The 16539-nt window shown below is 32.2% G+C and carries 12 protein-coding genes; 7 read left to right on the top strand and 5 right to left on the bottom strand.

Annotated features, from left to right (window positions below; translation table 11 throughout):
- The first annotated feature begins 40 nt into the window (after positions 1-40).
- From DK441_RS02955 to DK441_RS02940, 4 genes are all read left to right on the top strand, one after another.
- Positions 41-499 carry a small multi-drug export protein gene (locus DK441_RS02955; RefSeq protein ID WP_074409183.1) on the top strand — a complete coding sequence of 153 codons (459 nt, stop codon included), beginning with the start codon at positions 41-43 and terminating at the stop codon, positions 497-499.
- A 133-nt stretch (positions 500-632) separates the two neighbouring features.
- On the top strand, positions 633-1133 hold the full coding sequence (locus tag DK441_RS02950; RefSeq protein ID WP_109097406.1) for a GTP-binding protein: 501 nt from the start codon (positions 633-635) through the stop codon (positions 1131-1133).
- A 124-nt stretch (positions 1134-1257) separates the two neighbouring features.
- Positions 1258-1884, top strand: a complete 627-nt coding sequence (locus DK441_RS02945) for a hypothetical protein (RefSeq protein WP_160111934.1) — start codon at positions 1258-1260, stop codon at positions 1882-1884.
- A gap of 370 nt (positions 1885-2254) precedes the next feature.
- Complete coding sequence (locus DK441_RS02940; protein ID WP_109097404.1) at positions 2255-3562, top strand: ATP-binding protein; 1308 nt, start codon at positions 2255-2257, stop codon at positions 3560-3562.
- A 461-nt stretch (positions 3563-4023) separates the two neighbouring features.
- On the opposite strand, the gene DK441_RS02935 is transcribed toward DK441_RS02940, so the two are convergent.
- The 3 genes from DK441_RS02935 to mnmE form a co-directional block, all read right to left on the bottom strand.
- Entirely contained in the window at positions 4024-5175 is a 1152-nt protein-coding gene (locus tag DK441_RS02935; protein ID WP_109097403.1) for a histidinol-phosphate transaminase, read from the bottom strand.
- 86 nt (positions 5176-5261) lie between these two features.
- Positions 5262-6287 (bottom strand): AraC family transcriptional regulator, encoded by a 1026-nt coding sequence (locus tag DK441_RS02930; RefSeq protein WP_109097402.1) that lies wholly within the window; start codon positions 6285-6287, stop codon positions 5262-5264.
- Between the two features lie 191 nt (positions 6288-6478).
- Positions 6479-7870: a tRNA uridine-5-carboxymethylaminomethyl(34) synthesis GTPase MnmE gene (mnmE, locus tag DK441_RS02925; protein WP_109097401.1), complete on the bottom strand. Its 1392-nt coding sequence runs from the start codon at positions 7868-7870 to the stop codon at positions 6479-6481.
- A 451-nt stretch (positions 7871-8321) separates the two neighbouring features.
- On the opposite strand from mnmE, the gene DK441_RS02920 reads away from it, so the two are divergent.
- Positions 8322-10592, top strand: coding sequence for a trypsin-like peptidase domain-containing protein (locus DK441_RS02920; RefSeq protein WP_160111933.1), 2271 nt, complete (start codon positions 8322-8324; stop codon positions 10590-10592).
- A 225-nt stretch (positions 10593-10817) separates the two neighbouring features.
- On the opposite strand, the gene DK441_RS02915 is transcribed toward DK441_RS02920, so the two are convergent.
- On the bottom strand, positions 10818-12125 hold the full coding sequence (locus DK441_RS02915; RefSeq protein WP_109097399.1) for a leucine-rich repeat domain-containing protein: 1308 nt from the start codon (positions 12123-12125) through the stop codon (positions 10818-10820).
- Positions 12126-12386: 261 nt separating this feature from the next.
- On the opposite strand from DK441_RS02915, the gene DK441_RS02905 reads away from it, so the two are divergent.
- Together DK441_RS02905 and DK441_RS02900 are read left to right on the top strand one after the other, a co-directional pair.
- Entirely contained in the window at positions 12387-12725 is a 339-nt protein-coding gene (locus DK441_RS02905) for a DUF4870 domain-containing protein (protein ID WP_025664244.1), read from the top strand.
- A 264-nt stretch (positions 12726-12989) separates the two neighbouring features.
- Positions 12990-15209, top strand: coding sequence for an ATP-binding protein (locus DK441_RS02900; RefSeq protein ID WP_160111932.1), 2220 nt, complete (start codon positions 12990-12992; stop codon positions 15207-15209).
- A gap of 69 nt (positions 15210-15278) precedes the next feature.
- Here DK441_RS02900 and DK441_RS02895 read toward each other — a convergent pair whose 3' ends face one another.
- A complete protein-coding gene (locus DK441_RS02895) occupies positions 15279-16529 on the bottom strand; it encodes an ammonium transporter (RefSeq protein WP_109097396.1) in 1251 nt (416 codons plus the stop codon).
- Positions 16530-16539: the final 10 nt, after the last annotated feature.

The following is a 16539-nucleotide window of genomic DNA, read 5'->3' as shown; positions in this document are numbered from 1 at the left end:
TTTAGAACGTTACCTTTGCAGGCTGTAAGAAAAATTGTTTGTGATTAAGGATATTATTATAGCTGTTTTGTGGAGTATTTCCCCTTTTGGTGAAGCTAAGGTTGGGATTCCTTATGGTATGCTAAGTGGATTAAATATCTACTTGGTATTTGTTTTATGTTTTTTATCTAATGTATTGGTGTTTCCCATGATGATGTTTTTTTTGGAAAAGATGAATACATATTTACTTCGATGGACGTTTTATAAAAAAGCTGCGATATATGTAGCACGAAGAGCAAAATTAGGATCAGGTACTAAAATTCAAAAACATGAATTTTGGGGACTTCTTTTATTTGTTATGATCCCAATTCCTGGTACAGGTGTGTATGCAGGAAGTATTGCTACATATTTATTTAAGGTTAAAAAACGAAAAGCTTTTATCGCAAATAGTGTGGGTATATTTTTCTCTTCTGTTATTGTTTGGGTAACCACATTACTCACTATGAAAGGAATCTCCTAAACGATGATATTATAATCATACGATTTGGATTTTATAGTATAGTGCTAATAGATTCATATTGAGTTTTCTAAAACTGATAAAAATCAGTAATAAGAATTAAAAAATATAGTAACATTGATGCTTAAATGCATCTATGGAAGTCTCAAATGATATTGTTTTACGTCCCCGGTTTTTTCAGGATTTAGATATGCCATCAGAAAAAGCACTTGAAGCTTTTGAAAAAACAGGTAAGACTTGTCAGGATTTTAAAGTAAGCCGGGTAGACCATCATGTTTTTATTCGTATTCCTAAAAAAGAACAACACTTCTGGTCACCACAACTTCATCTCGAAATTTATGAAGTTGATGATAATCAACCAAAACTTAAAGGACTTTTTGGCCCCAATCCTACAGTATGGACACTTTTTATGTTTCTACATTTTGTAGTGGTAACATTATTTATAGGTGCTCTGGTCTGGATGTATGTTAACATACGCCTGGATAAATCGTATTTATTTTCTATACTCACTATGTTTTTCCTTCTTATCACCTGGTTTGTACTCTACTTTGCGGGGCGTTTGGGAAGACAAGCCGGTAAAAAGGAAATGCAGAAGTTATATTTCTTTATGAAAAGCACTTTAAATTCTGTGGCATGATATATGTAATGTTAAAAATAGCAGCCCTATTAAGCCAATTTTTAAAATAATAACAAATCAATATTGTTAGAGTTTTGAAAACAGCTTATGAAATTATAAATTTGAACACCTAAAATAAATTGCTATGATCTACAGAGTAAACCTTCAAAACGTAAAGAAAATATTATTTATGCTAGTGGTTTCTTGCTTTTTTATGCAAGTAAATGCACAAAACGAGCTTGTTTCTATTCAATCTATTGGTGATCAGGAGTTTGAGGTAAGAAGCCTTAATGGTATTCCTTTTACGATAGTTCTGGAAGAAAGTAATAATGACGGACAATTTCATTTAGGGATTAATAATAGTCTTACTTTTAAGACAGGAGATATGATCGGTAAAAGAAGTACGCTTAGGATTGTATTTGAAGATGAATTATATCACTCTTTAGAGAATAAATTGATTAAGCAATATCAAACAGATCTGCAATGGATCGAAAACTTACTCGGGGTTAAAGAAGGTGAATTTAAAAAACTGCCTTCTCGTCCTGTCTTTACAGATAATGGTTTAGAGAAACTAAAAGGGACAGTATTTGAATATGTTAACACCGATCAAAAAGAAGAAGACTTCTATAAGTGGATAGAAAAAATAAACTATTCTGTTGGTGCAGTAAAATATTTTAGAGATTTATTTGCTGCATCTAATGGTGAAAATAATGAGCAAAGACATCTTTTTTTACCGATTAATATATACGATGTACTTCAGAAAAACAGATAGAATGATTATACTTATCTAAAAGAGAATCGATACCTTAAGTAATTAAAGTATCGATTTTTTTTGCCTTTTAGCGAACTCTGCATCAATCCAGAAAAAGTATTTCGTATTGCTTTTATTTTCAGTTTTAGAAAAAAACCTTTTCGAACTCCTTCCACATCCTGTATTTCTATTTGTGAAACGATGACTGAACTCTGCTTCGTTTTTAAATAGTCGATATTAAATTACCATTCGACTGCACATACATCGATTTTATCGAAAGTAATAACCAGATTCAAAAAAGTAAATTAATTTGAAGTAATTAACGAACTGTTGATTACACAATCAACAATTACATTGTGAAACAACTAAAAACCTAAAACCCCTGGTTAGAATGATAAAAAAAGCTAAAGATAAAATCATTGATGAGGAGCAAATTCGAGTACAGGTACATGAAATACTAAGGAAGAAATCGTTATGTTATAAACTCTATTCTGAAAGTGAAATAGAGCAAGATTATGTGATAAACAGTATAGTGAAATCTATTATAGGTAAAACTAACTATTATGATATTGCCTGGGAAGTTGTTGTAAATATTGTTAACTATCTCAAAAGCGAAGATTGTGTGATGTACCTCATTAGAGAGGATGGTAAATCAATGGAGCAACTAGCAGCTTATGGCGATAAAGTAAATGATAAAAAAATCATCAATAGACTCGTCATCCCAATCGGAACAGGTATTGTAGGAACGGTTGCTATGACAGGAATCCCAGAACTGATTCATGATACTACTAAAGATGAAAGATACATGCAAGACATAGAGTTTAACTACTCAGAAATAACCGTACCTGTTGTGCTTAATGGGCAGGTAATTGGCATTATTGATTCTGAACATAAAGAGAAAAACTATTACACCTACGACAACTTGCTAACGCTAATGAATATCTCTAGAGTAATCGCAAAACAATTAAATAATGCAGTAAGACTTGAGAAAAGAATTGAGAATGAGAAAATACATAAACAACTTAACCATCAATTAAAAAGTAAAAATAAAAATTTAGAAGAATATGCGCATATCGTTTCGCATGACTTAAAATCTCCTTTAAGAAATATATCAACTCTTATCGAGTGGGTAAAGGAAGATAATATTGATAAATTGGATAAAACGACATTGCTAAACATACAACAAATAGAATTGTCGTTAGAACATATGGAAAAACTTATAAATGATGTGCTAGAATACTCAAGTATCGAAGAAAATGTAGTTAGTAAAAGCATGATCAATATGGATAGACTATTAAGTAATATCCTTAAAGTTATAAGTGTTCCTGCGAATATGACAATAAAAATGGGAAAGATGCCTGATACACTTTATACCGACCAAACAAAAATTAAACAAGTATTTCAAAACTTAATTACCAATGCCATAAAGTATAACGATAAAAAAGCAGGTACTATAACGATTAACCATACGGACTTAGGAAATAAACATCAATTTACTATAGCCGATAACGGAATTGGTATTGACAAAAAGTATTTTAGTAAAATTTTTAAAACCTTTCAATCCCTACACAAAAACCATAAATCTACTGGCATAGGATTATCAATAGTAAAAAAAATAATTAAAGTGTTAAAAGGAGAAATTTGGTTAGAAAGCGAAATAGGAAAGGGCACTACATTCTATTTTACGATTAGTAAATAGGTAGCTCATTAAAAAAGATGGGGCAAATCCTGGTTATTAGTGGGTAATACATTATTACAATTTGTCGTGATTTCCCCTAATCAGATTCATGATATCTATTAAGATATTCTTAACAATAAGGAATTGATACACACTTATTTTACTTTATAAGCTCTCAAAACCCACTTGTCGAAGTGAGAGGAGGGTACTTACGAAGTACCTCGCTGAAGATCATGATGTGTTATTTTTTAACAAAAAGATAAGCCTGCAGTTAGAAAGAGCATGGTTTTAAAAACACATTTAAGATCTGTTTTAACTGTGTAAATCAAAGCAGTGTATCCTCAAATAGTAATAACTTTTTATAAATAGAAGGATAGGAGCTGTACTAATGAGATGTTATTTGGGTTAGAATTATTAGAAATATTGAGAACAAGTATATTAGGTACTGTCTAAAAAAGTAAAATCAGAAAGGAAAGAAATGGTTATAACCATTTCTTTCCTTTCATTTTATCAAATAAGAAACTTATGTCATCCTCAGACCCCATAGTTACTCGTGCCCAATTCGATTTCGTTGGCCAACCCCCGGCAAGTAAAATTTTGTTTTTCAACATAAGCTCTTTGTAAGCTTTAAAGTTTTTAACATCAAAATAGACGAAGTTAGCTTCACTGCGAATGTAATTGAAGCCAAGTTTTTCAAGTTCATCGTAAAATGCATTTCGTATTTCTATATTGTTATTCTTTGATGTTTCTAAGAAGGCATCATCTTTTAGTGAAGTAATTGCAGATGCAACACTAAGTGAATTAGGCATATTACCCGGAAACCCTAAAGTGAATTTTTTCTCCATTTCTGCTATAAGTGATTCTGGCCCTAACATAAAACCAATTCGTAAACCGGCTAAACCGTATATCTTAGAGAAAGTACGAGTAACAAGAATATTTTTTCCTTCTGCAATGAGAGGTGCCATTGATTTGTTTCGCCAGGAATTCATAAAATGAATATATGCCTCATCGACAAGTACGGTGGTCTTATCTGATACAAGCCTGCAAAACGATTTTAATCTTTCGGTTTCTATGGCAGTCCCTGTAGGGTTATTGGGATTGCAGAGAGTTAAAAGACTTGTTTTAGAACTAATTCTGGATTCCATTTCTGTCAAATTCATTTTGAAATCTGAATCTACTTCAACTGGTGTGACTTTTGCCTCAATCTTTCTGGCAAAAAGTCCAACTACATCAAATGTTGGGCTGGGAACAATTATTTGTTCTCCTTTACTTCCAAAATGAGTTGCAGCCCATATTAACGGTTCAAAAGATCCATGACCCAGTAGCACATTCTCGGGCTTCAATCCCTCTTGCTTTGCTATCAATTGTTTTAAGGCTTTTGCATCATATTCATAAAAAGTAGAGTATCGATTGCTACGAAATATAACTTCCTTAATTATATGTTCTACATTTTTACTCGGGCCAAGATGGTTTTCATTGTAAAGTAATCTTCTTACATCACTTTTGTTAGTATTGTAGTCTTTTCTATAATGATCTCCGTTATTTTCAGAAAAAGCATTCAGGGGAAATAGGCTTAAACCTGCAGATGTTACCAAAGAATTTTTTAACCATTGTCTTCTATTTATTGTACCCATAATTTTAAAGTTTTTTCTAAATCAACTAAAAATTTGGCATACTGTCTATCGAATTCATGAATCCAATAGAGATTTAATATTAAATATTAAGAAACTATTCGGGTAATACTTTTTAATCGATATTCAGATGGTGTAGATTTTGTAAATGACTTGAATGCTACATTAAAAGAAGAAAGACTGTTGAAACCTGAATCTAACGCAATAGCTAAAATTTTTGTATCCGGATGACTGGTACTTAAGAACTCCTTTGCTTTTTTTATTCTATATTCATTAATGAAACTTGAAAAATTCTTGTTGGCGTGTTTATTTATTACCATAGAAATATCTCTAGGAGATAAATTAAGTCTGGAAGATAAAGATGCTAATTTTAAATTAGGATCTAAATAAAGATGTTCTTCTTCTATTAATTTTCTTATCCGGTTTAGCTGCAATTTACCATCTTCTTCAGTAATATTAGAATTAAGATATTTTTCTTTATAGTTATTATTAAATATTCCTTTTCTGTCAAAAGCTAAAAACAGGATGATAAACATTAGAATTGAGAATGCAACTACACCAGCAGAATAGATAGGAATTAACTTAATAAATATTAAAGTATAAACTATCCATACTAGACAAAGAGCTAAAACCAATAGAATATACCATTCTCTCACTTTTTTGTTAACCGTAATTTGTCGTTTCTGAGAGATAAACAAACTTGCTATTACATAAGAAAATGAATGTACTAAGATGAAACTATAACTCAATTTCCAAAAAATACTATTAATTTCATTAGGGATATCATTACAAAAAACTACATAAATAGAACTAGGGATAAAATGAAATAGTATTGACTTCAATTGAATCTTTGTTTTTATGAAGAGTGAACGTCCGTAGATATATAGTAAAGGGCCTACTGCTAAATTGGCTGCCAAGCCTAGATTCTTAATAAAAACAGGAAGCTCTATATAATTATAAAAAACAGATTTGGTAATCCTTAACGTTAGCACAATAAGTAATATTCCTAATATTGTGCTCTGGACTTTTTTAAGTCTAAGTAAATAAATTCCAAAGAACAAACTTATTCCAAGTCCAATACCACTTATGATTGCTATTAATAATTTGACTATCATATTTTTCAAAAGCTACCCTTAAAGATAAAATTATCAAGCTACAAAAATTGTATTTTACTGTTGTTTTTTACCTTTTGCTAATTATCTGTAGTAAGCAAAGTCCTTCCCAACTTAGTTATAATGCTTCTGAAGGTTCAAACGGGAAGAATTCCATTTCTACTTTATTTTATAAAAGTCTGACAAAAGAAAATCTATTTGCCGATACAGAAATTAGCAAAGATATTTCCCAGTAAGTCATCACTGGTAATTTCTCCTGTAATTTCACCAAAATGATATAACGCCTGGCGAATATCTATAGCCATTAGATCTCCAGAAAGCCCGGTATCTAATCCATATTGTACTTTCTGTATTTCTTCTAAAGCTTTTAATAAGGCATCATAGTGACGAGAATTGGTAACAATAGTCTCGTTATTGCGTAAAGAACCAGTGTTTACAAACTCAAGAAGTTTAGCTTGCAATGCTTCAACACCAGTATTTTGTTTTGCAGAAAGCAGGTGGATATTTTCAACTTTGGATGTCAGAGTAGAAATTTGATTATCATCAAGTTTGTCTACTTTATTAGCAACAATAATTAGCGGTTTTTGCGGGTACTTGTTTTTTATCTTTCCTATTTCTGTTTTTAATTCTTGAATACGATCAACAGTCAATAGAGAACTATCTACCAAATAGATAACTACCTGTGCTTGTTCAATTTTTTCAAATGTCTTTTGGATACCGATACTTTCTACTACATCTTTGGTTTCTCGTATCCCGGCAGTGTCTATAAATCTAAAACCGATTCCACCAATATTAATTTCATCTTCTATAGTATCACGAGTCGTTCCTGCAATATCAGACACGATAGCTCTTTCTTCGTTTAGTAATGCATTAAGCAACGTAGATTTTCCAACATTAGGCTCCCCGACAATAGCTACAGGAATCCCATTTTTGATAACATTGCCAACTGCAAAAGAATCAATAAGACGTTTTAATACGTTTGTAATTCTGGTAATTAGATCTTTAAATTGAGTGCGATCTGCAAATTCTACATCTTCTTCGGCAAAATCTAACTCTAGTTCTATCAAAGAAGCAAAATTAAGGAGTTCATCTCTCAGTTTTTGAATCTCATTAGAAAAACCACCTCGCATTTGTTGCATTGCGATTTGATGAGAAGCTTCAGAATCAGACGCAATAAGATCGGCTACTGCTTCGGCTTGAGATAGATCTAGTTTTCCATTAATAAATGCTCGTAGTGTGAACTCTCCGGCATTAGCCATTCTACATCCTTTCCGTAATAATAATTGAATAATTTCTTGTTGGATATATACAGAACCGTGACAAGAAATCTCTATAGTGGGCTCCCCAGTATACGAATTAGTACCTTTAAAAATTGATATCAAAACTTCATCAAGCATTCTGTTTTCGTCAACAATATGTCCCAGGTGGATAGTATGACTTTTTTGAGCACTTAACTCTTTTCTACTCACAGATCTAAATAAAGGGGAACAGATCGTAATAGCTTCTTTTCCAGAGACGCGAATGACCGCTATAGCCCCGGCTCCTGAAGGGGTTGCTAATGCTACTATGGTATCTTGTGCGATCATATAATTTATCTATAAAAAGCAAAAATAAGTATTAATACATGTATTTTAAATTTTGATTGCCAAACTTTTTTGAGGAGTTGATTTTCTTTTCTATCTTGTAGCAGGAAGAAGAAGAAATACTTCAGTATTAACCAACTTATTTCCTTCGGAAAAAAAGAATAGGAAAAAAACCGCTGGTTTTTGATTAATTAAAAAATTAGATGACCAGTTAGTGGAATACAATTTTGTAGCAACTAAAGGTGCTGCAAGAGTTTTTGTACTAACTAAATTTAATGTCTAATCTAATAATTTTTTTAATCTTATTCTTATGAACTCAAACAACACAAACTCATTTCACATTTACAGGTATCCTATACATCGAGTATGTATGCTGTTATGCATCATTTTTATGTTGATACCTTATATCAATTTTGCACAGGATGAGCTGCCACGACATTATACGAAATATGATATGGAGATAAAACCTGATGGCAATCAAAGTAAAAATAGTTCGCAAATTGTTACAGAAACCATATCAGAAAAAGGAGCTACATGGTTGCGTTTATTTCTTAAAGATGTAAACCTTGGAAATAAGAGTACACTAACCATTACATCTGCATTAGACGGAGCTACCCAAACATTAACATCAAAGACTATCAAAGAGTGGAAGAATAGCACAGCTTATTTTAATGGTGATAAAATAACACTACAACTAACCGTAGCACCAGGAGAAGCGGCTATTGGTTTTACTATTCATGAAGTAGGAGTTGGTGAAAATGATCCGGGATCAAAATCCCAATGTGGCTCGACTGATGATAGAGTCGATTCTACTGATGATGCGATCGGACGAATTGTACCTATCGGTTGTACGGGTTGGATTATTACTAATGGTAAATTAGTTACTGCTGGGCATTGCGTAGGAACCAGAGCAGAACTTATAGAATTTAATGTACCTAAATCTAATCCGGATCGTACCATTGTACATCCTGGGCCAGAGGATCAGTATCCAATAGGTAATTTTGTAACTAACTTTGTAAGAGGGAGACCCGAGACCGATTGGGCTGTATTTACTGCAAGTGCCAATTCGCAAACAGGTCAAACGCCTATACAGGCACAGGGTAAATCATTTAATGTAGTGCAAAGTGCTCCTGGAAATAATATAACCATAACGGGATTTGGTACAGATACTGGTATTGATAATCAAACACAGCAAACTCATACAGGACCATTATCATCTGTTGATAATACGTTTGTGAGATATAGAACAGATACGACAGGAGGAAATTCTGGAAGTCCGATAATAGATGCCGCAACAGGAAATGCGGTAGGTGTTCATGCCTATGGTGGATGCTCGGGATCGGGAGGTTCTAACTTTGGAGAAAGAGCAACTATACCCGATTTTTGGGATGCTATGGGACTTGATGGAAACCCACCAACCGATGAATGTACAGGTGATATTGCTTCTTTCCCTTACAGCGAAAGTTTTGAAGGTAATATAGGAGCTTGGAAACAAGTCGGTGGAGATGATTTAGACTGGACCGTAAATTCTAATGGTACCCCTTCTAGTGGTACCGGACCAAGTAGCGCTGTAGATGGTAGTTCGTATATATATGTAGAAGCATCTGGAAATGGAACAGGATTCCCTTCTAAAAGAGCAATCTTAAATTCACCTTGTTTGAATTTTACAAGCCTTACAACTCCTAAACTAAGTTTTCAATACCATATGATAGGTAGTGCAGTGGGAACATTAACTGTCGAAGCCAGAACAAATAATACAGGAAGCTGGTCAAGTGTGTTTACCAAAACAGGAGCGCAAGGGACAGATTGGAATGCTGCAGATATAGATCTCTCTGCATATGCCGGTAATGCAAGCGTACAGCTAAGGTTAAATGTTGTGACAGGAAGCAGTTGGCAAGGAGATATTACTATCGATGCTCTAAATATATCTAATGGTACGGTAACACCTCCCGTATGTACAGCTTTAGATTTTAATGATTTTACAATCACAGCATTCTCTAATCAGGATACTGCAGGTAATTTCTCAATCCAAAACGGGGGAGCTGCACTTTCTTTACAAAATAATACGTGGAAATATATTGCCATGAATTATACAGTAACTGCTAATACAGTAATAGAATTTGATTTTAGCAGTACTTCTGAAGGAGAAATTCATGGAGTTGGTTTTGAAAATGATAATACACTAACCTCTACCAGGTATTTTAAAGTTCATGGTACTCAAAATTATGGAGTAACTAACTTTGATAATTATGCTAGCGGTACAAAAAAGTATGTCATTCCGGTAGGGAATTTCTATACTGGTAGTATGGATAGACTGGTTTTTATAAATGATAATGATGCAGGTAGTGGTAATACCTCTATTTTTAGTAATGTGAAAATATACGAAGGTTCTTGTGGGCGATCAGCAACTTCAGAAAGTTTAATAGCTCAGTTAGAATCAGTTTCACCAATTCTGGGAGACGAGAATGAAGGTGATCTTGCAGGATTAAGTATCAAGCCAAACCCTGCAAAAGATGTCTTTTCATTACATTTAAGTCAATATATAAAAGGAAATGTAACTGCAACCATTTATACGATTCTGGGGAGTAAAAAAGCTCGAATAAGTATACAACCAGGTATCAATACAATTTCGGCCCGAAACCTATCATTGGGTAGAGGGATTTATCTAATTAAATTTGATAGTAGTACCGGGGAATCTGCTACCAAGAAACTAATCGTGAATTAACATCTTACATAGAAGACATTAAATTTAGTAATTAGTAAACACCTCGGCTTCGTGTCGAGGTGTTTTTTTAGTTAAAATATATGGTGTTAATGTATTATTGTAACAAATCTCCATTTTTCAATCATATACATTGTTAATGCTATATTTAAGCAAATCATTGTGAAAAAAATAGAACTGGTTATGGTGGTTATAAAACTTATTGAACTTAAGTTTCTACATAATTTTTTAATAAATCTTAAACTTTGCCTTTTCCTTTATTTCTTTCAGATTAGATATTTCTTCATTTCCACGATTAATTATAACTGTTTTTAAATTTGGTAATTTTAAAAGAGTCAAAGGGATTTTACCAGAAATTTTGTTAGTATTAAGGTCAATTTCTTTTAACTCTTTATTGTTCTCCAGGTTTTTAGGAAATACTTTAATTTGAGAGTTGGAAATCCTGAGATATTTCAGGTTTTTAAGTTTAAATATTGAAGCAGGAACATCTTTTATGCTAGTGTACTCTATAGATAAATGAGTGATATTTGCCAAGTTATCTAAACCTTCTATAGATTTTAATTTATTGCCAGAAATAAATAGCTTAGTAAGTTTTTCAGATGTATTAGCTTTAAAACTAATGGATTCATCTGTATAAAGATAAATAAGTATAGATGACAAGTTCGACATACCAGAAATGTCCAATTGGTTATTTTTCATACCCGATAAGGAAAAATCAAGTTTTTTTAGCTTTTTAAGTTTATCTATTCCAGGAAATACACCTATCAATTGTGGACTGCGAATACGGAGGGTATTAAGGTTTGTCAAATTAGATAAATTAGTGGGAAGCTTACTGAATTTACCATATAAATTTAAATCAACAAGAGCTGTTAATTCAGATAACCCTTCAGGAATCGAATTCAGTTCACCAGAGTAAACTTTGAGTTTTTTAAGTTTTTTTAAGTTCTTGATACTTTCTGGTAATGCTATTAAATCATTTGTTAGCGAAACAGGATCCAGTATAAGTGACTCCAGATTTGATAAATTTCCGATTTCCTCAGGAATACTTTTTAAAGCAAAAGAACCTACATGTAGAGATTTTAAACTTTTTAATTGACAAATTTCTTTTGGTAGAGTTTCAAGGAAATGAGAACTATCGATATGTAACGATTCTAGCTTTTTAAGATTTTCAATTTCTTTAGGTATTTTTTTAAATTTTCTACCTCTGATTTTTAACCGTTTAAGATTAGTAGCTTGACCTAAAGCAGGAGGAAGAGAGTTCGTTGTAGCTTTAACTCCAAACCCCAAAATAGTTAAGCTCTCAAGAGAATCATGTAGAAGAAGTTTAAAATCAACATCACTTAAATGCTCATACCCACTAACTCTTATTATTTGATATTGATTAATATCTGTGGGTATTTTTTTTGATGCTATAAGATTAATTGTAATGCTTTTAATTTCTTTTTCCTTTTCCTTTGGTGGAGCAACTTCTTCAATAATAAGTTGACCATAAGATTGGAAGAAAGATATTATGAATATCAATATAAATAATCGCATTGAGATAAAATTTTAGGCGAATTAAAAGTTTTCTAAAATAGTAATAAATTATGCTATTTTAAAAGAAAAAAATATAGACACTAGATTTTAAACTGCTAATATCTAGGTTTTTCTTCATGAAAACCTCTTTAATTTTAGTAATAGGTACAATACATATTTTGTACATATACTGTAACAAATTGCTATTTTTATCGTCATATAAGTATAGAATGCTAATATTTTTAGCAATTTCATCAATCATCAACCAAAAACGTATAAATCATGAGACAGGACAGATCATTACTAGTTATTACCCATTTATCACAATTATTAGACCTTATCACAGGATTTGGAGGATTTATAGTACCCTTAATATTATGGTTAACCCAGAGAGAAAGAGTTTCGGCTATGGATGAGCATGGAAAATCAATTATGAATTTTCAGATAAGTATGTTTATTTATGCAATCGTATGTGTTCCTTTAATATTATTATTTGGACTGGGATTATTAGGGTTAGCTCTTATTGCACTATTATGTTTTATATTTCCTATCATTAATGCTATAAAAGCAAATAATGGAGAAGAACCTTCATATCCATTATCTATGCAAATCATTAAATAATTGCTAATATGAAGTAATTAGAATACCGTACTTAGTAATTGTATCAATAGATTGCCTGAATATTTATTCAGGCTTTTTTTTATGATTTTTTTTACTCTTCAGCAATGGTAATACCCTTAAAAGTAACAGAATAGCGTAAACTCTTGAGGGTGAATGATAAAAAAAATGTTGTTTTTGTACTGGAAAACCGTAAAATAATATAGAAATAAGAAGATATTGTTTTATATTGTTGTAGTGGTTTTTTTGATAATATGGGGTATGTGTGTGAAAATTTTTAAAATAAATGTAGTTATTCTGTTAATTTTTTGGAGTATTTGTAGTGTTGCTCAAAAAAAAGAAAAGATTGAAAAATCAACTTTAGAAATTGACAATACCATTTATCGTTTGATAAGGAATGATAGCATTGTCGAGGCCAGAATTTTTTTAGATACAATTTTTAATCATAAGAAATCAGAACCTGATGATGAGTTTTTGTTGTCCTATAATTATAACTACGGACTGATTTTTATGACTTCGGGAAAACCGAATGCAGCAGCAAATTACATATTTAAAGCTAAGGAAATTTCAAAAAGGATACCAGGTAATTCTTATGAATCCAAGATTAAAGTATTTATATTAAGATTGTTTAGAGAAACAAATAGGTATAAAGAGTTAGATAGTCTATATCAGAAGTATCTTGATTATAATGAGAAGAGTGACAATGGTATTATATTTTTCCATCACCTTGATTATATCATAAGCGAAATGAATAGAAGTAACTTTAAGCAGGTGATTTCCATTTCCAGAAAGGTACTATCCGATCTTGATGATTATGATTTTACAAAGATGTCAAAGGAAAGTATACATGTCATTAATGATGTTGTGAGAAACGAACTAAAGATATATTTCGCAATGGCATTAATGGAAAAAGGTATAGATTATCAGAAATCGTATCGGTTGCTAAATGAAATAGAAAGAGATTCTCTCTTTTTTGTACAAAGAGAACGGGATGAGTATTTAAGATTGATACAACAATACAAAGCACGCTATTTTTATGAGTATGATAAAAACATGGACTCGGTGTCTTATTACCAGGTATTATCAAATAAATATCAGGAGTCTTATATTAAAAAACTGAAAAGACGTGCTTCTAACGCTGATATTTTTATTTATGAAATAGCCAAGAATAAAAAAGATATCGAGCAACTTTCTATTATCAATGAGAAAAATATTCAGATTCAAAAAAGTTATTTTCAGATCAGTTTTTTGACAGGGTTTTTGTTGTTGTTGGCAATTATTTTTAGTGTCTATGTATACAGGTCTAACAATCATAAGCATAGAATTAATGAAGAATTGAAAGAAAAAAATGCCGAGTTATTAACTGTTGATGAAGAACGCAATCAATTTTTTTCTATAATGAGCCATGAATTAAGAACGCCTATTTATACGATACAAGGATTGGTAGAAATCATAGAAAATACAAAGAATCAAAAACAAAGGAAAGAATTTTTAAGTACATTAAAATTTTCGAATAATCATTTATCAGGATTGGTAAATAATGCTTTAGAATATTCTAAGTTTCGCCTGGGGAATGTGAGGTTAAATAAAGATGCTTTTTCCTTAGATGAAATGCTAATGAATATTTGTAATTCGTTTTCATATCAATTGCGTAAGAGTAATACAAAATTACATATCAATATAGCAGATGATGTAGAAACAAATGTTCTGGATGACCGTTTAAAGCTTTCTCAGATTTTTATCAACCTTATTTCTAATGCCATTAAATTTACTACAGACGGAAATATCTGGATAGAACTTACGCAAATTGCAAGTTTCGAAAATATGACCAGACTTCGTTTTACAGTAAAAGATGATGGGATTGGAATTAAAAAAGAATTGATATCAGATGTATTTGACGGATTTAAAGGGATACATCATATAGATAAACACAAAGGAGGCTCTGGGTTAGGGTTGTATATCGTAAAAAGGTTTATAGAAGATTTGTATAAATCTTCTATAGTTGTAGAATCTGAAGAAGGTAAGGGAACTTCGTTTTCTTTTGAGATTGAAATGGAACGAAACCTAGAGAATACAAACATACCAATGGTAAATGATAAAGATTATGCTAACGTACTAGATGGTTATAGTATGTTGGTTGTGGATGATAATACGATTAATCTAATGATTACAAAAAAGATTTTAGAAAGCGCAGGAGCGATATGTACAACAGTAGATAATGGTTTTGATGCTGTACTATTAACACAAAAAAATGACTACGACGTGATTTTTATGGATATTCATATGCCAGAACAGGATGGTTTTGAAACGACTCAAAAAATAAGAGAGTTTAATAAAGATGTTACTATTATGGCATTAACAGCCGTTGATTTAGAAAGGGTGATTACAAAGGTTCATCAATCAGGGATGAATGGGATTATTACTAAACCATATAAACGAAGTGATTTATTTCAAAAGATTTTGTCCTTTTCTTTAAAGAAAGATTAAAAAAAAGAGCTTCCTAAATACTATAAGAAAGCTCATTAATAAAAAAACAGTTTGGGTCTTTATTGTTTTTTAATGTTGGTTAATTCTAAAATCAGGATAGGCATCCATACCGTGCTCGTGATTGTCTAATCCGTCAATTTCTTCTTTTTCCGAAACTCGGATTCCTATAGTTTTCTTAAGTATGAATATGATAACAAAAGCAGTTGTTGAACAAAAAGCTCCTACAATAAGGACACCAACCCCCTGAACCAGGAACTGATCAAATCCAGCTTTCGCCCCAAAAATCCCTACAGCCATAGTTCCCCAGATACCACAGATTAAATGAACGGCTATTGCACCTACAGGGTCGTCTAGTTTAAATGTATCTACCAGTGCTACGCCAAGTACAATGATTATACCTGCACACAAACCAATAATTACAGCTTCGTTTGGGGACATGAGATCAGCCCCGGCTGTTATCCCTACCAATCCCCCCAGAATACCATTTAGGAACATGGTAAGATCATAGTTTTTATATAAGACGGTAGAAAGTACAAATGCCCCAATACCACCTGCTGCTGCTGCAAGGCAGGTAGTTACTAATACCAATGAGGTGCTAGCTGGGTCTGCAGAGAGTACAGATCCACCATTAAAACCAAACCACCCTAACCAAAGAATAAGTACGCCAGCTGCGGCTATAGGTATATTGTGCCCGGGGATAGCTTGTGGTTTTCCTTCAGAACTGTATTTACCTATTCTTGCACCTAATAAGATAATCGCTACCATAGCGGCCCATCCACCAACAGAGTGTACAAGTGTAGAGCCAGCAAAGTCATAAAACCCTTCAGTTTCACCAATCTTAAAAGTAGATAAAAATCCGCTTCCCCATTGCCAGGAACCTACTATAGGGTATACTAAACCTACATATAGTATAGTAAATATCATAAATGCTCCTAACTTAATACGCTCTGCTACCGCACCAGAAACTATAGTAGCAGCGGTAGCGGCAAACATTCCCTGAAACAAGAAATCTGTCCACCAGGTATACCCTCCACTGGCATATTCGGGAGTCATTCCATTCTCGGGAGCAGAAATACCAAATCCTCCAAATTTTAAAAAACCGATGTCCCCATCCTCAAATCCTGGATACATGAGATTAAAACCACCGATGTAGTATAATAATAAACCTATACAGATGATAAATACGTTTTTGAATAATATATTAATTGTGTTTTTTTGACGAGTTAATCCTATTTCTAAAAAAGAAAATCCTAAGTGCATGAAAAATACAAGTGCCGTACACACCATCATCCATACATTGTTTGTGGTTAAAAGTTCCATAGTTTAATTA

This window comes from Aquimarina sp. AU58 (genome assembly GCF_900312745.1).
Lineage (GTDB): Bacteria > Bacteroidota > Bacteroidia > Flavobacteriales > Flavobacteriaceae > Aquimarina > Aquimarina spinulae.
Note: the sequence above shows the minus strand (reverse complement) of the source record. Positions and strands in the feature narration are given on the sequence as shown.